At 68.7% G+C, this 18,779-nt stretch carries 19 protein-coding genes; 10 read left to right on the forward strand and 9 right to left on the reverse strand.

The features are described 5' to 3' along the window. Nucleotides 1-31: 31 nt before the first annotated feature. The 6 genes from bamB to ndk all read right to left on the reverse strand — a co-directional run bounded on the left by bamB (nucleotide 32) and on the right by ndk (nucleotide 5,206). Nucleotides 32-1,252: an outer membrane protein assembly factor BamB gene (gene bamB, locus ABE487_RS04375; RefSeq protein ID WP_346444157.1), complete on the reverse strand. Its 1,221-nt coding sequence runs from the start codon at nucleotides 1,250-1,252 to the stop codon at nucleotides 32-34. Continuing rightward, nucleotides 1,252-1,884 carry a tetratricopeptide repeat protein gene (locus tag ABE487_RS04380; RefSeq protein WP_346444156.1) on the reverse strand — a complete coding sequence of 211 codons (633 nt, stop codon included), beginning with the start codon at nucleotides 1,882-1,884 and terminating at the stop codon, nucleotides 1,252-1,254. The genes bamB and ABE487_RS04380 overlap by 1 nt, the downstream gene beginning before the upstream one ends. Nucleotides 1,885-1,991: 107 nt before the next feature. Beyond that, nucleotides 1,992-2,786, reverse strand: coding sequence for a RodZ domain-containing protein (locus tag ABE487_RS04385; protein WP_346444154.1), 795 nt, complete (start codon nucleotides 2,784-2,786; stop codon nucleotides 1,992-1,994). A gap of 29 nt (nucleotides 2,787-2,815) precedes the next feature. After that, nucleotides 2,816-3,610: a type IV pilus biogenesis/stability protein PilW gene (gene pilW, locus ABE487_RS04390; protein WP_346451364.1), complete on the reverse strand. Its 795-nt coding sequence runs from the start codon at nucleotides 3,608-3,610 to the stop codon at nucleotides 2,816-2,818. Continuing rightward, nucleotides 3,597-4,784: a 23S rRNA (adenine(2503)-C(2))-methyltransferase RlmN gene (gene rlmN, locus ABE487_RS04395; RefSeq protein WP_346444186.1), complete on the reverse strand. Its 1,188-nt coding sequence runs from the start codon at nucleotides 4,782-4,784 to the stop codon at nucleotides 3,597-3,599. Before rlmN ends, pilW begins: the two co-directional genes overlap by 14 nt. Next, entirely contained in the window at nucleotides 4,781-5,206 is a 426-nt protein-coding gene (gene ndk / locus ABE487_RS04400; RefSeq protein ID WP_346444151.1) for a nucleoside-diphosphate kinase, read from the reverse strand. The genes rlmN and ndk overlap by 4 nt, the downstream gene beginning before the upstream one ends. A gap of 217 nt (nucleotides 5,207-5,423) precedes the next feature. Between ndk and ABE487_RS04405 the strand changes: the two genes are divergently transcribed. The 3 genes from ABE487_RS04405 to ABE487_RS04415 all read left to right on the forward strand — a co-directional run bounded on the left by ABE487_RS04405 (nucleotide 5,424) and on the right by ABE487_RS04415 (nucleotide 9,748). After that, on the forward strand, nucleotides 5,424-6,044 hold the full coding sequence (locus ABE487_RS04405; protein WP_241943384.1) for a TetR/AcrR family transcriptional regulator: 621 nt from the start codon (nucleotides 5,424-5,426) through the stop codon (nucleotides 6,042-6,044). Nucleotides 6,045-6,093: 49 nt separating this feature from the next. Further along, nucleotides 6,094-8,466 carry a 3-hydroxyacyl-CoA dehydrogenase/enoyl-CoA hydratase family protein gene (locus tag ABE487_RS04410; RefSeq protein ID WP_346444149.1) on the forward strand — a complete coding sequence of 791 codons (2,373 nt, stop codon included), beginning with the start codon at nucleotides 6,094-6,096 and terminating at the stop codon, nucleotides 8,464-8,466. Between the two features lie 76 nt (nucleotides 8,467-8,542). Further along, nucleotides 8,543-9,748 (forward strand): acetyl-CoA C-acyltransferase, encoded by a 1,206-nt coding sequence (locus tag ABE487_RS04415; protein WP_346451362.1) that lies wholly within the window; start codon nucleotides 8,543-8,545, stop codon nucleotides 9,746-9,748. Nucleotides 9,749-9,890: 142 nt separating this feature from the next. On the opposite strand, the gene ABE487_RS04420 is transcribed toward ABE487_RS04415, so the two are convergent. Further along, on the reverse strand, nucleotides 9,891-10,568 hold the full coding sequence (locus ABE487_RS04420) for an OmpA family protein (protein WP_346444146.1): 678 nt from the start codon (nucleotides 10,566-10,568) through the stop codon (nucleotides 9,891-9,893). A gap of 167 nt (nucleotides 10,569-10,735) precedes the next feature. Next, nucleotides 10,736-12,151 carry a deoxyribodipyrimidine photo-lyase gene (locus ABE487_RS04425; RefSeq protein WP_346451360.1) on the reverse strand — a complete coding sequence of 472 codons (1,416 nt, stop codon included), beginning with the start codon at nucleotides 12,149-12,151 and terminating at the stop codon, nucleotides 10,736-10,738. Nucleotides 12,152-12,298: 147 nt separating this feature from the next. Between ABE487_RS04425 and ABE487_RS04430 the strand changes: the two genes are divergently transcribed. The 4 genes from ABE487_RS04430 (at nucleotide 12,299) to ABE487_RS04445 (ending at nucleotide 14,878) form a co-directional block, all read left to right on the forward strand. Then, entirely contained in the window at nucleotides 12,299-12,739 is a 441-nt protein-coding gene (locus tag ABE487_RS04430) for a SufE family protein (protein WP_346444144.1), read from the forward strand. Then, nucleotides 12,736-13,986, forward strand: coding sequence for an MFS transporter (locus ABE487_RS04435; protein WP_346451359.1), 1,251 nt, complete (start codon nucleotides 12,736-12,738; stop codon nucleotides 13,984-13,986). Before ABE487_RS04430 ends, ABE487_RS04435 begins: the two co-directional genes overlap by 4 nt. Before the next feature lie 125 nt (nucleotides 13,987-14,111). Beyond that, the gene (locus tag ABE487_RS04440) at nucleotides 14,112-14,687 is read left to right on the forward strand and encodes a TlpA disulfide reductase family protein (RefSeq protein ID WP_346449221.1); all 576 of its coding nucleotides are present in this window, start codon (nucleotides 14,112-14,114) and stop codon (nucleotides 14,685-14,687) included. Beyond that, on the forward strand, nucleotides 14,684-14,878 hold the full coding sequence (locus ABE487_RS04445; RefSeq protein ID WP_346449223.1) for a hypothetical protein: 195 nt from the start codon (nucleotides 14,684-14,686) through the stop codon (nucleotides 14,876-14,878). The genes ABE487_RS04440 and ABE487_RS04445 overlap by 4 nt, the downstream gene beginning before the upstream one ends. A gap of 66 nt (nucleotides 14,879-14,944) precedes the next feature. On the opposite strand, the gene dksA is transcribed toward ABE487_RS04445, so the two are convergent. Beyond that, nucleotides 14,945-15,964, reverse strand: a complete 1,020-nt coding sequence (gene dksA / locus ABE487_RS04450; protein WP_346444141.1) for an RNA polymerase-binding protein DksA — start codon at nucleotides 15,962-15,964, stop codon at nucleotides 14,945-14,947. Nucleotides 15,965-16,075: 111 nt separating this feature from the next. Between dksA and yidD the strand changes: the two genes are divergently transcribed. The 3 genes from yidD (at nucleotide 16,076) to ABE487_RS04465 (ending at nucleotide 18,554) form a co-directional block, all read left to right on the forward strand. Further along, complete coding sequence (gene yidD / locus ABE487_RS04455) at nucleotides 16,076-16,312, forward strand: membrane protein insertion efficiency factor YidD (RefSeq protein WP_183427079.1); 237 nt, start codon at nucleotides 16,076-16,078, stop codon at nucleotides 16,310-16,312. Then, entirely contained in the window at nucleotides 16,309-17,661 is a 1,353-nt protein-coding gene (locus ABE487_RS04460) for a dihydroorotase (protein WP_346451358.1), read from the forward strand. The genes yidD and ABE487_RS04460 overlap by 4 nt, the downstream gene beginning before the upstream one ends. A gap of 77 nt (nucleotides 17,662-17,738) precedes the next feature. Further along, nucleotides 17,739-18,554: a M23 family metallopeptidase gene (locus ABE487_RS04465; RefSeq protein ID WP_346451357.1), complete on the forward strand. Its 816-nt coding sequence runs from the start codon at nucleotides 17,739-17,741 to the stop codon at nucleotides 18,552-18,554. Nucleotides 18,555-18,779: the final 225 nt, after the last annotated feature.

The raw sequence follows: 18,779 nt of genomic DNA on the forward strand, positions 1-18,779 counted from the left end.
GCCCTAGTGTCGCATTGGCAGCGTCGAAACCCTACTGGCTCAGGCGCCAGGCGCTGACGTCGCCGTCGACCGTCTGCACCACCAGCACGCCGTCGGCGACGACCGGGGCGCCCTTGATGGGGTCGCGGCCGGCGCGCTGGCGCGCGGCGAACTCGCCGTCGTCCAGACGCAGCCAGTGCAGATAGCCGTCGAGGTCGCCGACCACGGCGTAGTCGCCCTGGATCACTGCCGCGCTGAGGTTGCGCCGCGCCAGTGCCGGCTGCTGCCAGGCCGCGGTGCCGCTGAACTTGTCCAGCGCCCAGACGGTGCCGTTGGCGTCGGTGACGACCACGCGATGGGTCGACAGCGCCGGACGGTTGGACCCGCCATGCTCGCTGACCCACAGCGGACGGCCGCTAGGGCCTTCGAGCGCCATCGTGCGATGCCGGTAGCTGCTGGCAAACAGCACGGCCTCGTCGAGGACGGGCGTGCCGTCGACGTCGGCCATGCGCTCAAGTTCGGTGCGGCCGTCGGGCTGGGCGACCGCCTGCTCCCACAGCGTGCGGCCGTCGGCCAGCGCGAGTGCGGCGAGCGTGCCGTCGTCGTTGCCGACGAACACGAAGCCCGGCCCCAGCACCGGCGCGTCGTTGCCGCGGACGGTCAGCGACGGCAGTTCGCGGACCCAGAACCAGCGGCGCTCGCCACTGGCGATGTCGAACGCGGTGACGCGGCCGTCGTTGGAGCGCACCAGCACCAGGCCCTGCCCGATCGTCGGCGCGGCGATGACTTCGTTGGTGACCTTGGCGGTCCAGCGCTGTTCGCCGGTGGCCGCATCGAGCGCCAGCACGTCGCCGTCCAGGCTGCCGACCACGACCAGGCCGTCGCCGACGCCGGGGCCGCCGCTCAGCCGCAGGTCCGATTCATGGCGCCAGACCGACGCGCCGCTCTGCAGGTCCAGGGCCCGCACGCCGCCCTTGATCGCGGCGACGTAGACGCGGCCATCGGCGACCACCGGCCCCTGGCGCACGCCCAGCCGGCCTTCGCCCTTGCCGGCATTGGCGGTCCACAGGCGCGACACCGTCACCGACGGGGTGATATCGGTCAGCTTGGCGGGCTCCGACAGGGCCTTGGCATCGGCCTTCTCGCTGTTGCCGAACCAGCCGCGGACGGTGCTGCAGCCGGTCACCGCGACCGCGCACAACGCAATCGCCGCGAACCGCAACGCGCGGGACGGAACGGGGGAAGCCGCGGCGGGGGCCGTGTGCTCGGTCATCAGGATTCAACCTCGGGTTCGTCCGGCGCACCGCCGACTTGGGAAAGCTTGAGTTCGACCAGGCCGCGCTGGGGCGCTGCGCTGTCGAGGCCGCGCAGCGCGCTGGCGTAGTCGGCGCGGGCCTGGTCGGCCTGGTCGAGCGCGAAATGCGCGTCGCCGCGCACTTCCAGCGAGACCGCATCGTCGACGCCGTCGAGCAGCGCGACCGCCTCCTGGCCGCGGCCGGCGTCGATCAGCAGCCGCGCCAGGCGCTGGCGCACGACCGCCGCCACGCCGGGTTCGGCGCCCTCGACGCCCTGCAGTGTCGCGATCGCGGCATCGCGCTCGCCGGCATCGAGCTGGGCCTTGGCCAGCTGCAATGCGGCCAGTTCGCCATAGGTGGAATCGGGCAGCGCGGCGATGCGCTCGCCGGCCTTGTCGAGCGCCCCGGACCGGATGTCGAGCACCGCGGCCTGGTAGTCGGCGTGCTGGGCAGCCGCCTGGTCGTGGGTCCGCTGCTTCCAGTACTGCCAGCCGAAGATCAGGGCCCCGCCCACGATGACGCCACCGATCAGGCCCAGGCCGTTGTCGCGAAGCCAGGCCTTGACCCGCTCCCCCTGTTCGCGCTCGTCCAGCAGCTCATCAAGTGCCATATGTTCTCTGCGCCCGTCGCCGGCGACGGGTCTTTGCCATTGGAAAACGACAGACCGGCTGCAGCGCTCGCGCGCCGTGCCGGTCCTGTGTGCAGCGCGGGTCGCGACTACTCGGCGACGGGCGCAAAACCGCGATCGGAGGATACCTCAAAGCGCGCGACGTTCGATCGGCGAAACTCGGACAGATCCTGAACGACCCCATCGCGCAGCACCTCCACCGCGCCGGCATTGCCCAGCACGATGCGGTGGACATCGGCAGTCGCGAACTCGCGCTGCTGGCCTGCCGGCACTTCAGCCGACTCGATCCGGCGGCCGTCGTGGCCGACGATTTCCACCCAGCTCGGGCCGCTGAAGCGCAGCGTCAGGCGCCCGGCCTGATCGCGCGCGGCCGGCTCGGCCGTCGGTACGGGCGCGAGCGCGCGCTTGGGCAGCGCGCCCAGCGACGCGGTGACCGGCCGCGGGCCGACCGGTTGCGCGGGGGCGGCCTCGTCGCCGAGCACACCGAGCGAGGCGGTGATCTCGCCGGTGTCGTCGACATGCTGGCGCGTCGCCACCCAGACCGGCACGACGATCAGCGCGGTGATCACGACATAGACCGCGCGGCCCATGGCCTTGTCCAGCATCCGCTGCATCGGCGGGGTGTAGGTGCGCGGGGTCAGTTCCGGCGGGCGCACCTGGGTGGCCTCGGGAATGGTGTCGGCCAACGACTCGGGCAGCCCGAGCAGACGCAGATAGCTGCGCAGTTGCCCGCGCACGAACACTTGCGCCCCCAGGCGCCCCCAATCTTCGGCCTCGAGCGCCTCGACCACGCGAAGCTGCATCCTGAGCCGCGAGGCGACATCGGCAAGGCGCAGCCCCGCCTGTTCACGTGCAACGCGCAGGCGCTCTCCGACCCCAGACATGGTCTCTGGCGTGGCCTGGTGCGAAGAACTCATGGTGGACTGGTTTCCCTTGGCTGGAGTTGCGGCGCGTCCGGAAATTCGGTCTCAAGACGCCGCATGAGTCGATCGGCGGCGGCTCCGTCGCCGAGCCCCTGTTCGATGCGGGCCGCCAGTTGCAATGCTGCCGCAGTTGCGGGGGCCACGGCAAGCCGTCGTTGCGAAAAAGCGCGCGCATCGAACCATCGCCCCTGCCCGGCGAGCAGCCGGGCCATGGCATCGAGCGCCACCGCGCTCGTAGGCTCGAGCTCGAGCGCGGCGCGCAGGTCGCGTTCTGCACGCACCGCATCGCCGGCATCCAGTGCGCAGGCGCCGGCATTGGCCAGGGCGCCGACGCGGTCGCCGTAGTTCGGATCCTGCAGCGCCGCGTCGAACTGCGCCAGCGATTCACCGGGCCGGCCGCTGCGGCACAGCCAGGCGCCGTAGTTGTTGAGGGTCGCACCGTGACCGGGCGCGCGCTCGACCGCGGCGCGGTAGTAGGCCCCGGCCTGCGCTTGGCGGCCCTGACGATCACTGACCAGGGCCAGCAGGGTATTGGCGTCGGCCGCGGTCTGCTCGTTGCGCAGGGCCGACTTGGCCTGACGCTCGGCGCTGCGGTCGTCGCCCTGCTGGTAGGCGCGCACGCCCAGTGCCAGCTGCTCACGCGCAGCCTCGGCACGCCGGAACTCGGGCGTGCCGCCGATGTTGTAGGTCGGTCGCTCGACGTTCGACTTGACGAACCCCGAGCGCGAGCAGGCGGCAAGCGCCATGCCGAGCATCACCAGAACGACGGCCTCAGGCCACCGCATCGGCACCGTCGCCACCCTCGGCGCGCAGCCGCTTGAGGTGTTCGGCCTGGCGCCGAGTGCGGTCGGCGACCTGGCCCTTGAGCTGGCCGCAGGCCGCGTCGATGTCGTCGCCGCGGGTACGGCGGACCGGCGCGATCCGGCCCGATTCGTTGAGCAGCTTCTGGAACCGCCGGATCGCCGCATCGTCCGGGCGCTCGAAGCGAGTGCCCGGGAACGGGTTGAACGGGATCAGGTTGACCTTCGCCGCGTCCTTCATCTGCAGGCGATTGTCGAACTCGCGCATCAGCCGCACCAGCTCGCGCGCATGCTGGGGCTGGTCGTTGACGTCGCGCATCAGCGTGTACTCGAACGTCACCGACTCGCCGCGCTTGCGCTGGGCGTAGCGCACGCACGATTCCATCAGCTCGGCGATCGGGTACTTCTTGTTGAGCGGCACCAGCTCACTGCGCAGCGCGTCGTTGGGCGCGTGCAGCGAGACCGCCAGCGACACGTCGCTGACCTCGCCGAGCTTGTCGATCATCGGCACCATGCCGGCGGTCGACAGGGTGACGCGCTTGTTGGCCAGGCCGTAGCCCAGGTCGTCGCGCATGATGCTCATCGCGCGCACGACATTGTCGAAATTCATCAGCGGCTCGCCCATGCCCATCATGACCACGTTGGTCAGGCGACGCTGCTTGTGCGGCACATTGCCCAGGTGACGGGCCGCCACCCAGACCTGGCCGATGATCTCGGCGGTCGACAGGTTGCGGTTGAAGCCCTGGGTCGCGGTGGAACAGAACTGGCAGTTGAGCGCGCAGCCCACCTGCGACGACACGCACAGCGTGCCGCGTCCCTTGTCGGGGATGTAGACGGTCTCGATCGCGTTCAGGCCGTCCATCGCCAGCAACCACTTGTGGGTGCCGTCGGTGGAGGGCTTTTCGAACTGGATCTGCGGCACACGGACTTCAGCGTGCGCCTCGAGCTTGGCGCGCAGCCCCTTGCCCAGATCCGTCATTTCGTTGAAATCGGTGACGTAGCGGTGGTGGATCCACTTCATCACCTGATGGGCACGGAAGCGCTTTTCGCCGAGGATCTCGGCGAAAAAGCGCTCCAGCCCCTCGCGATCGAGGTCGAGCAGGTTCTGCTTGGCGACGGCAACGTCGATGGCGACCCCGGTCACGATGGCATCACTCAGCGCGAGACGACTTCGTCGTTCTTGAAGAAGTACGCGATCTCGGTCTTCGCGTTGTCCACCGAATCCGAGCCGTGGGCGGCATTGGCGTCGATCGAGTCGGCGAAGTCGGCGCGGATCGTGCCCGGCGCGGCGTCCTTCGGGTTGGTGGCACCCAGCAGCTCGCGGTGCAGGGCCACGGCGTTCTCGCCCTCCAGGGCCTGGATCATCACCGGGCCGGAGGTCATGAACTCGACCAGCGCGTTGAAGAACGGACGCTCACGGTGGATCGCGTAGAAGCCTTCGGCCTCCTCGCGGGTCAGCTGCTTGTACTTGGCGGCCACGATCTTCAGGCCCGCCTTCTCGAAACGGCTGTAGATCTCACCGATGACGTTCTTGGCAACGGCATCGGGCTTGACGATGGACAGGGTGCGCTCGAGCGCCATCTGCGAATTCTCCGGACAATGGGGACGACCATCCCGGCGGGCTGGTCGAAGTTAGCATGGAAAAACCCGCGGCGGGGCGCGGGTTTAGCCGATACGGCTGCAGTGATTCTACCGCATTGCGGGGGAGTTCCGCAGCGCGTCGCAACGGTTGCGGTCATTGACGCGTCAGGCCGGCGCGCTCTAGCATCAAACAAGCGTTTGATTCAGCGGAGTACGGATGAGCGGCACGCGACAGTTTTCCACCAAGGACAAGATCCTGGGCGCAGCCGAGGAGCTGTTCGCGGCCAATGGCTTCGCCGGCACATCGCTGCGGCAGGTCACCAGCCGCGCCGACGTCAACATCGCCGCGGTCAACTACCACTTCGGCAGCAAGGAGAACCTCGTCAACGAGGTGTTCCGCCGGCGCATGGACCAGATGAGCGCGCAGCGCCTGGCCCAGTTGCGTCGGGCGCTGGCCGAGCAGCCCGGCCAGATCGAGCCGATCATCGCCGCGTTCGTCGATCCGGCGCTGGACATGGCGATCGGCCGCAACGGCAGCGGCGGGTTCGTGCGGGTGATCGCACGCGCCTATGTCGAGAAGAACGACGCGCTGCGCAAGTTCCTGTCCGAGCAGTACGGCCACGTGCCGCGGGAGTTCGCCTCGGCCCTGGCCGCCTGCCTGCCGGGATTGGGCAAGGCCGAGCTCTACGGCCGGCTGGATTTCCTGGCCGGCGCGCTGACCTACGCGATGGCCGATTTCGGCTTGATCAAACGGCCCCATGGCACCACCGAGGCCGAACACCGCACCCGGATCGCCGGCGAACTGATCCGCTTCTCCGCCGCCGGTTTCCGCGCCTGACCCCACGCCGGGCTCGACCCGGCCCTTATCGAACAAAGGGATGGAGCAAATGTCCGAGAAATTGCTTGTACGTCGCGCCGCGGTCCTGGGCGCCGGGGTCATGGGGGCGCAGATCGCCGCCCACTTGACCAATGCCGGCATCGACACGGTGCTGTTCGACCTGCCGGCCAAGGACGGCGACCCGGACGGCATCGTCCGCAAGGCACTGGCGAACCTGGGCAAGCTCAGCCCTGCCCCGCTGGCCTCGCGCGCGCTGGCCGAGGCCATCGTGCCGGCCAATTACGACACCGGCCTGGCGCTGCTCGAGAGCTGCGACCTGATCATCGAGGCGATCGCCGAGCGGATGGACTGGAAGCAGGACCTGTACCGCAAGATCGCCCCGCACGTGCCGGCACACACCGTGCTCGCCAGTAATACATCTGGCCTCGGAATCAATAAGTTGGCGGAAGTTCTTCCAGAAGAACTTCGCCATCGTTTCTGCGGCGTCCATTTCTTCAATCCCCCCCGCTACATGCATCTGGCCGAGCTGATCCCGGCCAAGACCACCGACAAGGCGGTGCTCGAGGGGCTGGAAACCTTCCTGACCACCCAGCTCGGCAAGGGCGTGGTCTACGCCAAGGACACCCCCAACTTCATCGGCAACCGGATCGGCGTGTTCTCGATCCTGTCGACGATCCACCACACCCAGGAATCCGGGCTGGGCTTCGACGAGGTCGACGCGCTGACCGGTCCCCTGCTCGGCCGGCCCAAGTCGGCGACCTACCGCACCTCCGACGTGGTCGGGCTCGACACCATGGCCCACGTCATCAAGACGATGGCCGATACCCTGCCCGACGATCCGTGGCACGACTACTTCGCCACGCCCAAGTGGCTGTCAGCGCTGATCGACAAGGGCGCGCTCGGCCAGAAGGCCGGGGCCGGCATCTTCCGCAAGGCCGGCAAGGACATCACGGTCCTCGACCTTGCGGCGCAGGACTATCGCCTGGCCGATCGCAAGGCCGCCGACGAGGTCGTGGAGATTCTCAAGACCCGCGACCCGGCCGAGCGCATGGCCAAGCTGCGCGGCAGTGAGCACCCGCAGGCGCAGTTCGTCTGGGCGATCCTGCGCGACCTGTTTCATTACAGCGCCGTGCACTTGGAAGACATCGCCCAGACCGCGCGCGATGTGGATCTGGCGATCCGCTGGGGCTACGGCTGGCAGCAGGGGCCGTTCGAGCTGTGGCAGGCGGCGGGCTGGAAGCAGGTCGCCGACTGGATCGCCGAGGACATCGTCGCCGGCAAGACCATGAGCAGCGCGCCGCTGCCCGACTGGGTGTTCGACGGCCGCGAGGGCGTGCACGCGGCCGAGGGCAGCTACAGCCCGTCCCAGAACGCCAAGCTGCCGCGCTCCTCGCTGCCGGTCTACCGCCGCCAGCGCTTCCCCGACCCGCTGCTCGGCGAGCGCTTCGACCAGGGCGAGACCCGCTTCGAGAACGACGGCATCCGGCTGTGGAGCGATGGCGACGACATCGGCGTGATCAGCTTCAAGACCAAGATGCACACCGTCTCCGACCAGGTGCTCGACGGCATCCAGGAGGCGATCGGCATCGCCGAGCAGGACTTCAAGGGCCTGGTGATCTGGCAACCCAAGGAGCCGTTCTCCGCCGGTGCCGACCTCGCCGGCGCGCTGGGCCTGCTGCAGGCCGGCAAGGTCGACGCGTTCGAGGCGATGGTCGCCAATTTCCAGGCAACCAGCCAGCGCATCAAGTACTCGCTGGTGCCGGTGGTCTCGGCGGTACGCGGCCTGGCGCTGGGCGGCGGCTGCGAGTTCCAGATGCACAGCGCCCGCACGGTCGCGCACCTGGAGAGCTACATCGGCCTGGTCGAGGCCGGCGTCGGTCTGCTGCCGGCCGGCGGTGGCCTCAAGGAGCTGGCGGTGCGCGCGTCGAACGCCGCCGGCCCGGGGGGCGATGTGTTCGCCGAGCTCAAGAAGACCTTCGAGACCGTCGCGATGGCCAAGGTCTCGACCTCGGCCGTCCACGCCAAGGAACTGGGGCTGCTGCGCGCCGACGACGTGGTGACGTTCAATGCCTACGAGCTGCTGCACATCGCCCGCCAGCAGGCGGCCGCATTGGCCGAGTCGGGTTACCGCCCGCCCCTGCCCGCGCGCGCGATCCGTGTCGCCGGCGATGTCGGCATCGCGACCTTCAAGATGCTGCTGGTCAACATGCTCGAAGGTCGCTTCGTGAGCCCGTACGACTACGAGATCGCCGAGCGCATCGCGACCGTGCTGTGCGGCGGCGATGTCGATCGCAATGCGCTGGTCGACGAGGACTGGCTGATCCGCCTGGAGCGCCAGCACTTCGTCGAGCTGGCGCAGCAGGAGAACACCCAGGCCCGCATCGCGCACATGCTCAAGACGGGCAAGCCGCTCAGGAACTGAGGTTCGCGCGCGGCCCGCACGTCGGGCCGCGCCGTCTCCCCGTCCCGAACCTCGACATCGCATTCCGGAGTTTCCAATGACCAAGCAGATCCAGGACGCCTACATCGTCGCTGCCACCCGCACCCCGGTGGGCAAGGCGCCCAAGGGCGTGTTCCGCAACACCCGCCCCGATGACATGCTCGCCCACGTGCTCAAGGCCGTCGTCGCGCAGGCGCCGGGCATCGATCCGGGCCGCATCGACGATGCGATCATCGGCTGCGCGATGCCCGAGGGCGAGCAAGGCATGAACGTGGCGCGCATCGGCGTGCTGCTGGCCGGCCTGCCCGACACGGTCGCCGCACAGACCGTCAACCGCTTCTGCTCCTCGGGCCTGCAGGCCGTGGCGCTGGCCGCCAACGAGATCCGGCTGGGCAACGCCGACCTGATGCTCGCCGGCGGCACTGAGAGCATGAGCATGGTGCCGATGATGGGCAACAAGGTCGCGCTGTCGCCCAGCGTGTTCAAGGACGACCATGTCGCGATCGCCTATGGCATGGGCATCACCGCCGAGAAGGTCGCCGAGGAATGGAAGGTCTCTCGCGAGGATCAGGACGCGTTCGCGCTGGCCTCGCACCAGAAGGCGATCGCCGCAATCCAGGCCTGCGAGTTCAAGGATGAGATCAGCCCCTACGAGATCCTCTCCCATCAGCCCGATCTGGCCGGCCACACCGTGCAGCTGAAGAAGCGGCTGGTGGACACCGACGAGGGGCCGCGTCCGGATTCGTCGATCGAAGGGCTCGCCAAACTCAAGCCGGTGTTCCGCAACGGCCAGTTCGGCGGTTCGGTGACCGCCGGCAACAGCTCGCAGATGAGCGATGGTGCGGCCGGCATCCTGCTCGCGTCCGAGCGCGCGGTGAACGAGCACGGCCTCAAGCCGCTGGCCCGCTTCGTCAGCTTCGCGGTCGCCGGCGTGCGGCCCGAGGTCATGGGCATCGGGCCGATCGCGGCGATTCCCAAGGCACTGGCACAGGCCGGGCTGACGCTCGACGACATCGACTGGATCGAGCTCAACGAGGCATTCGCCGCGCAGGCGCTGGCGGTGATCCGCGACAGCAAGCTGGACCCGGACAAGGTCAATCCGCTGGGCGGCGCGATCGCACTGGGCCATCCGCTGGGCGCGACGGGCGCGATCCGCACCGCGACGATCGTGCACGGCATGCGTCGCCGCAAGAAGCGCTACGGTCTGGTGACGATGTGCATCGGCACCGGCATGGGCGCGGCCGGCGTGATCGAGGCGCTGTAACGCGCCACGGCATGCGGCGCGGCCTCCGATCGCGAGGCCGCGGCTGCAGGGCGAATGCCGATTGCCCCGGTCAGCATGCGGATCGACGACGAAAAAAAGCCCCGGCATGCCGGGGCTTTTTTGTGGCCAAGATCGCGTGCGATCAGCCCTGTAGCGGCACCACGCGGACCTCGACGCGGCGGTTGGCTGCCCGGCCCTGCTCGGTGCTGTTGTCGGCGATCGGACGGGTCTTGCCGAAACCGACGATCTCGAAGCGCTGGCGCAGCAGGCCCTGGCCGATCAGGTAGTTGCCGACCGCGTTGGCGCGCTGCTCCGAAAGCCGCTGATTGACTGCATCGCTGCCGACGCTGTCGGTGTGGCCGGAGATCTCGACGATGGTCTTGTCGTACTCGGCCAGCGTGCGTGCGACGTTGTTGAGCGCGGGGTAGAACTGGGCCTTGAGGTCGGCCTTGCCGAAGTCGAAGGTCACGCCGTCGGGCAGGTTGAGCTTGATGACGTCGCCTTCGCGGTCGACCTGGATGCCCGTGCCCTGGGTCTGGCGACGCAGTTCGGCTTCTTGACGGTCCTGGTAGGCACCGATCGCGCCACCGGCGAGGCCGCCGACACCGGCACCCACCAGCGCGCGCTGGCGGCGCTCGGTCGCGTCCGAGCCGCTGAGCAGGCCAGCGACTGCGCCGATGCCGGCGCCGATCAGGGCGTTGTTGCGGGTGCGGTTCGGATCGTCGGGCGCGTTGGTCTGGCCGGTGTAGCTGGCGCAGCTGCTCAACAACAGGACGCCGGCGATGGCGGTGGTCAGGCCTGCGGTGCTCAGTTTGCGCATGTCTTGGATCTCCTTGGGTCCGGACGCGAATGTCCGCGGATGAAGTGGGCGGGAGCGAAATTACCCGTTGGCTGATGCAAATAGGGTGACGGCTGCCGCTGCGGCCAAGGCCTGTTCAGTTTCGCGCGTTTCACGCCACACAGAAAGAATGCCACCCGGCCAGACGCTCAACGCGACGCGCGATAGGCAGCAAGCGCCGCTTCCCGCCCTGCGTCCAGGTCCACCATCGGCTTGCGCGGATAGCGGGGTGCGATGGCCGCCAGGCGGTCGGGCTCGGTCCAGGGCGCGAACAGCAAGGGCACCGGGACGTCGGCCAGTTCGGGCAGCCAACGCCGGATGTAGCGGCCGTCCGGGTCGAAGCGCTGTGCCTGCGAGACCGGATTGAAGATCCGAAAGTACGGCGAGGCATCGGCGCCGGTGCCGCCGATCCATTGCCAGCCGAGCGTGTTGTTGGCCAGGTCCGCGTCCACCAGCGTGTCCCAGAACCAGCGTGCGCCTTCGCGCCAATGGACGCGCATGTGCTTGCACAGCCAACTACCCACGATCAGCCGCACGCGGTTGTGCATCCAGCCGGTGTGCCAGAGCTCGCGCATGCCGGCATCGACGATCGGCACGCCGGTCCGGCCCTGCTGCCAGGCCTCGAGGCGTCCGGCATCGGGCCGCGCCCAACGGAAGCGCGCGAAGCGCGGGTTGAGATCGCGATCGATGCTGTCGGGGAAGTGGTGCATCAGGTGATGAGCGAACTCGCGCCAGCCGAGCTGCCGGATGTAGGCGTCGATCTGCGGCGCGGTGGCGGCGCGCCGCTCCGCCTCGAGCGCAGCGACGATCCGCCACGGCGCGATCTCGCCGGCATGCAGATGCGGCGACAAGCGCGAGGTGCCGATCTGGTCGGGACGGTCGCGGCCACTGGCGTAGTCGCGCAGGGCACCGTCGACGAAGACCTCCAACGCTTCCCGTGCGCCGTCCTCGCCCGGCGTCCACGTCGACCAGAAGCCGGCCGACCAGTCGGGTGCGGGCGCGAGCTTGAGATCGGCGAGCGCGACCCCGTTTGGCCCGCTCTCGACCGCCGGCAGCAACGGCGGCGGCGACCAGGTCGCGCGCGCCTGCCAGCTCGACAGGGCCTTGCGCCAGAACGGCGTGAACACCTTGTATGGGCCGCCTTGTCCGGTCTGCAATGCCCACGGTTCGAACAGCAGCGCGCCGTCGTGGCTCTCGGCACGCACGCCGTCGTCGCGCAGCGTCCGCTTGATCCGAGTGTCGCGTTGTTCGATCGCCGGCTCATAGCGGCGGTTCCAGAACACCGCCTCTGCGTCGCAGGTCTCCACCAGCGTGCGCAGGGTCGGCAACGTCGGGCCGTGAAACAGCCGCAGGCGCGCACCATGGCGGCGCAGCGCCTGATCGAGCGCGGCCAGGGCGCGATGGCGCCAGGCGTTGGAGGCCGCACCCGGCGCCCAATCGCCCTCCTCGTCGGGGGCGTGGATATAGACACACACCGGCGCCAGGCCGGCCTGGAGTGCGGCATGCAGCGCAGGGTTGTCGTCGAGCCGAAGATCGTTGCGGAACCAGACGATCGCGTTCGCCATGCGCTCCTCCTCGCGCGTCGCCGGCAAGCCTAGCCGACCGCGATGATGGCGGCGAGAAGGCCGCCACATCCCCTTCGCGCGCTTTTGCTTCACACTATTGCGTTCTGGCCCGCCCAGCGCGCCGCCCGTTTCCCGACTGCCCCGCTCGTGACCGATTCGCCCTTCCCGCTCGAAGCCTCGCCCGAACAGGCGCAACGCGCCATTGCCGACGAATTCGCCTTCTTCAGCGATTGGTCGGAACGCTACCAGTACCTGATCGACCTCGGCCGCAAGTTGCCGCCGCTCCCCGACAGCGACAAGACCGAGACCAACCGCCTGCTTGGCTGCCAGTCGATGGTCTGGATCGTGGCGTCGGGCGATGCGGATCGTCTGGACTTCGCCGCGGCCAGCGACTCGGCGATCGTCTCGGGGCTGATCTACCTGGCCTTGCGTGTGTATTCGGGCCGCAGCGCACGCGACATCGTGGACACCGACGCCAGTTACATCGCCGACATCGGCCTGGCCAAGCACCTCTCGCCCACCCGCAGCAACGGCCTGGCCGCCCTGCTCGCCTTCATCCGCGATCGCGCCCAGTCCGCACTGGCGTGAGCGCGTCGGACGACAAGTCGCCCGCCGACAGCCGGGCCGCACCGCTGCGCAATCCCGGCTTCCGTGCGTTGCTGGGCTATCGCATCCTGACGATCCTGTCCTACCAGATCGTCGCGGTCACCGTCGGCTGGCAGATCTATGCCGCGACCCAGAACCCGTGGATGCTCGGGCTGGTGGGGCTGGCCGAAGTGCTGCCCTACTTCTGCGTGGCGCCGTTCGCCGGTTACCTCGTCGACCACCTGCCCCGGCGCAAGCTGGGCATGGCGGCCGCTGCGGGCCTGGCGATCACGCCGGTGCTGCTCGGGCTGCTGTCGCTCGATGGGCTGGGCGGCAACGTCTGGCTGATCTACCTGCCGATCATGCTGACCGGCATGGTGCGCGCCTTCCTGGGGCCGGTCTACAACGCGCTGTTTGCGCGCGTGCTGCCGCGCGACCAGTTCGCGCGTGGCGCCAGCCTGGGCAGCATCGCCTTCCAGAGTGCGGTGGTCGTGGGGCCGGCCATCGGCGGATTCGTCGTCGGCTGGGCCGGTGAAGCCAGCGCCTATGCCCTGGCCTCGGTGCTGGCGCTGGGGGTGATCGTGTTCCTGGCGCGGATGCGCGTCACCGAGCCCCCGCGCATGCTGCAACGCGCGCCGATCTTCGCCAGTATCGCCGAGGGTGCGCGCTTCGTGTTCGGCCACCAGATTCTGCTCGGCGCGCTGGCCCTGGACATGTTCGCGGTGCTGTTCGGCGGTGCGATCTCGCTGGCGCCGGCCTTCATCCACGACATCCTGCATTGGGGCCCGGAGGGCCTGGGCATCCTGCGCGGCGCGCCGGCGCTGGGCTCGGTGGCGATGGGCATCTGGCTGGCCCGCCATCCCGTCCAACGCAATGCCGGCCGCTTCCTGTTGCTGGCCGTCGGCGGCTTCGGCCTGTGCATGATCGGCTTCGGCCTGTCGACCGCGTTCTGGCTGTCGGCGTTCTTCCTGCTGCTGTCGGGCATGTGCGACGGCGTGTCGGTGGTCATGCGCTCGACGATCATGCAGTTGGCGACGCCCGACCACATGCGCGGCCGGGTGTCGTCGATCAACGGCCTGTTCGTCGGCTCATCCAACGAGATCGGCGCGTTCTACATGGGCTCGATGGCGCGCCTGCTCGGCCTGGTGCCGGCCGTCGTGCTCGGCGGCTTCATGACGATGGGCGTGGTCGCGACGACGGCCTGGAAGGCGCCGCGCCTGCGCCGCCTGGACCTGCGCGAGCTGCAGTGAACGCAGAACTGTGACGGGCTTCCGAGTCGCCCTGCGCGATCCCCGGAATACTCCGCCGAACACCTGACTGCCATCGCACGTCGTCCGCGCTCGGGATCGCGCGGATCTTCGCCAAGGACCCGGCCATGCGCGCATCCGTTCTGGTATCGATCGCCCTGCTCGTCGCCTGTGCGCTCGTCGTCGTGCTCGGCGTCCAGAACCGGCGGCTGCAGACGACGCTGACCGACCTCCAGACCGCACAACAGGCACCGCCGGTAGGCGCGTGGTGGCCGGCCCTCGACCTGCAGACCCTCGACGGGCGCACCGAGACGCTGGGCGGCGCGGGGCGGGCCCAGGTCATCTATGTCTTCGACACCGGCTGCCCGGCCTGCAAGGCATCGGTACCGGCGGTGCGGGAGATCGCACGTCAGCTGCACGACGGTCCACGTGCCATTCCGCTCGTGGGCATCGGCGGCGGACGCAACGTGGCGGCCTACCCGGAAGACGCCGCGTTCGACTTCCCCGTATTTCCGCAATCGGAAAAACTGGTGTCGCTGCTTGGTCTGCAGCAGGTACCGCTGCTCGTCGCGGTCGATCACGATGGACGCGTGGTCTTCTCGCATGCCGGGCCTTTGAACAAGGACGTCGTGGCATCCCTTATGACCGGCATACGCGGCCTGGATGCCGTCTCGGTCGGTTCCATCCAAGGAGAAGGCAGATGAAGAAGGTCACGGGCAAGATGAAGAGTGCGCTGGTCGCGTTGGCGATCGTCGGATCCCTCGGATTCGGGGCCGCCCAGGCGTTCCAGTCCAGCGCCGCGGGGAGCCGGTGCACAGACCCCGAAACCGGCTGTCCATGCAAGCCCGGTTGTCGCTACGGTGGCGGCCGCATTGGTTGCTGCCTGATTCCCTGACGGGCACGCAACAAAAAAGCCGGTCGAATCGACCGGCTTTTTTTAGGAGTGATCGAGGAAAAACCGTCAATCCCCCATCTGCTTCTGCAGATGTTCCCAACGTTCCTGCTCGTCGATCGTGCGCTCGGCGGTGAGGCGCGCCTCGAGACGGTCCAGACCGATCTCCTCTCCCGAGTCCACGCTGTAGCCGTATTCGCCCGAGTCGACACGCTTGAGCGTGCTGTCGATCTTGCCGATCAGCTTGCGGTAGCGATCGCGCGTGCGAAGCTCGAGCGAGTTCTCGGTCTCCCGGGTTGCACGTTCCGCCTCGTCGCCGACGTCGCGGACTTCGTCCTTGAGGTTCTCGATCGTCTGCTTGGATTCCTCGACCAGGTCCGCGCGCCACTGCAGCAGGCGCTGACGGAAATACTCGAGTTGCAACGGACTCATGTACTCCTCGTCGGCGGAGGGCTTGTAGCCCGCCGGGAGGATGGGACGACCTGTCTCTTCATCGGTCTTGTACTGCACGACCTTCACCTTCGTTCTGGGCGCCGGCTCCGGCTGGCGCGCCACGACCGCGACGGCGACCTTGCCGGCCGGACGCGGACGTGTTGTGGGAGTGGAAGCCGGCACCGGCTTGGGTGCGGCGGTTTTCGCCGGTGCCGGCGTCGCCTTCGCGGACGCGGCCTCCGGTTTGGCGACGGGCTTGTCGATGACCGACTTCGCCGGTGCCGCCTTCTTTGCGACGGACTTGGCGGCTGCCATCGGAGCGGCGGCCTTCGAGCTCGTCGCCGGCTTCGGCGCTACGGTCTTCTTGACCGGAGCGGCCTTGGCGATCTTCTTGGCGGGCGTCTTCGACGGCGCCGCCTTCTTGGCAGGCGTCTTGGCGGCCGGCGTTTTCTTGGTCGCCGGCTTGGCCACTGCCTTGTTGACCGCGGCCTTCTTGGCGACGGCCTTCTTGGTCACGGGCGCAGACTTGGCTGCCTTCTTGACGGCCGCGGCCTTCTTGGCGGGGGCAGACTTCTTCGTCGCGGCCTTGGCGGGCGCCTTGGCTGCGGGCTTGACGGCCTTCTTGACGGCCTTTTTTACGGGTTTCTTGGCTGCCACGAGCTGCGATCCTTGTCATTCCCTTGGACGGGGAAGCGGGCTGTTATACCCTGCAAACCCTGCAGCGGCAACCGAACCGGCCGCCGCATTCATCGCCTCTGCCGACTTGCCGTGATCGAGCGTCTTCTCATCGCCCTGCTCCAGGGCTACAAGCGGTTCGTCAGTCCGTTGCTCGGCCAGCGTTGCCGCTTCCATCCCAGTTGCTCGCAGTACGCCATGATCGCCATCGCCCGGTTCGGCGCATGGCGCGGCGGCTGGCTGGCGCTGCGCCGGCTCTCGCGCTGCCATCCCCTTCATCCCGGCGGGCACGATCCGGTGCCGATGCCCGAAATGGACCCCAAGCCATGACCCAGACCCTGATCCGCAACGCCCGCCTGGTCAACGAAGGGCGCATCGTCGAGGGCGATCTGCGCATCGGCACCGACGGCCGCATCGCCGCGATCGGCGGCGACCTGCCCGCCCGCGAGGGCGAGCGCGTGGTCGACGCCGCCGGGCGCTGGCTGTTGCCGGGCATGATCGATGATCAGGTGCACTTCCGCGAGCCGGGCCTGGAGCACAAGGCCGACATCGCCAGCGAGTCGGGCGCCGCGGTCGCCGGCGGCCTGACCAGCTTCATGGACATGCCCAACACCAGCCCGCCGACCTTGAATGCGGCCGCGCTGCAGGACAAGTACGACCGTGCCGCCGGTCGTGCGCGCGCGAACTATGGCTTCTATATGGGCGCAAGCAACGACAACCTCGACCATGTACGACGGATCGATCCGCTGACCACGCCGGGCGTCAAGGTGTTCATGGGGGCCTCGACCGGCAACATGCTGGTCGACGATCCCGACACCCTCGACGGCATCTTCCGCGAGACGCCGGTGCCGATCATCACCCACTGCGAGGACACGCCGACGATCGATGCGATCCAGCGCGAGTATGTGGCCAAGTACGGCGACGACATCCCGGCGCAGTGCCACCCCGACATCCGTTCGCGCGAGGCCTGCATCAAATCGACGCGGTTGGCGCTGGCGCTGGCACGTCGCCACGATACCCGGCTGCACGTGCTGCACATCTCCACCGCCGAGGAACTGGCGCTGTTCGAGGCCGGGCCGCCGGTGGATGTGGACGGACGTCTGCGCAAGCGCATCACCGCCGAGACCTGCATCCATTTCCTGCGTTTCGACCGTGCCGACTACGCGCGCCTGGGGCATTTGATCAAATGCAACCCGGCAATCAAGGACGCCTCCGATCGCAGCGCACTGCTTGCGGCACTGGCCGACGACGTCATCGATGTGCTTGCCACCGACCATGCGCCGCACACGTTGGCCGAGAAGCACAACCCTTACACCCGTGCACCGAGCGGGCTGCCGCTGGTGCAGTTCGCGCTGGTCGCCGCGCTCGAATGCGTCCACGAGGGGCATTTCGACATCACCCGCGTGGTGCAGAAGTTCGCGCACGCACCGGCGCAGCTGTTCGACGTCGCCGAGCGCGGCTTCCTGCGCGAGGGCTATTTCGCCGACCTGGTGCTGGTGGAGGACACGCCGTTCACCGTGCAGCGCGAGCAGGTGCTGTCCAAATGCGGCTGGTCGCCGTTCGAGGGCACGACGTTCCGCTCGAGGATCGCGTCGACCTGGGTCAATGGCCAGTTGGCCTGGGACGGCACGCAACTGGTGGGCGATCCGGCCGGCCAGCGCCTGGCCTTCGCGCGCTGAGCGCGGGGACCAGGCCACCGCAGCTTCATGCACGTCCGCCTATCCTGCCCGCCCCTTTCGCTGCACCGCGCCCGCTGATGCCGACACGTTTCGTACTGCTGCTGGCCTGCGCCTTGTTCGCGCTGCCGCTCGCCGCCCAGGATACCGATGCGCTGCGCTTTCCCGAGCGCGTCCAGCAAGGCAGCCTGGTCGTGGGCAAGGTACCGGCGGGCAGCCAGGTGCGCTATCGCGACCGCGCGCTGCGCGTCAGCGGCTACGGAACGGTGGCGCTGGGCATCGGCCGCGACGAGGTCGGCCCCGTCCAGGTGCAGGTCGTCGACCCGGACGGCCGCGAACAGGTCGCGACGATTGCGATCGCGCCACGCGACTGGCCGGTCGAACGCGTCAATGGCGTGCCGCCGGCCACCGTCAATCCGCCGCCGGCGATCGCCGAACGCATCCGCCGCGAGCAGGCGCAGGTCACGCAGGCGCGAACGCGCGACGACGCGCGCGTCGACTTCGGCGGTCGCTTCCTGCGCCCGGTCGAGGGGCGGATCAGCGGGCGCTTCGGGCGTGCCCGTTCGTACAACGGGCAACCCGGTTCACCGCACTCGGGCATGGACATCGCCGCACCGACCGGCACGCCGGTCAAGGCGCCCGCCGCCGGCATCGTGACGTTCGCTGCGCCAGATCTGTATCTGACCGGCGGTACGCTGCTGCTCGACCACGGCCATGGCGTGAGCTCGAATTTCCTGCATCTCTCGCGGCTCGATGCCAAGGTCGGCGACCGCGTCGAACAGGGCCAGGTGATCGGCGCGGTCGGTGCGACCGGGCGTGCGACGGGGCCGCATTTGCATTGGGGGATGAATTGGCTCGACGTTCGGATCGATCCCCAACTGGTGTTGGAACGCTGAGGGTAGTTGCCCACGTCGTTCGCCCTCCCCCCGCGCGGCGGCGCGTTCGTCAGGGTCGGTATGTTGTGATCATGGAGGCGCGGTTCGATGTTCGGATCGATCCCCAGCTGGTGTTGGAACGCTGAGGGCAGTTGCCCACGTCGCTCTCCCTCCCCACGCGCGGCGGCGCGTTCGTCAGGGTCGGCGCGTTGGGATCATGGAGGCGCGGTTCGATGTTCGGATCGA

The organism is Luteimonas sp. TWI596 (genome assembly GCF_039674105.1).
In the GTDB taxonomy this organism is placed as follows: Bacteria; Pseudomonadota; Gammaproteobacteria; order Xanthomonadales; family Xanthomonadaceae; genus Luteimonas.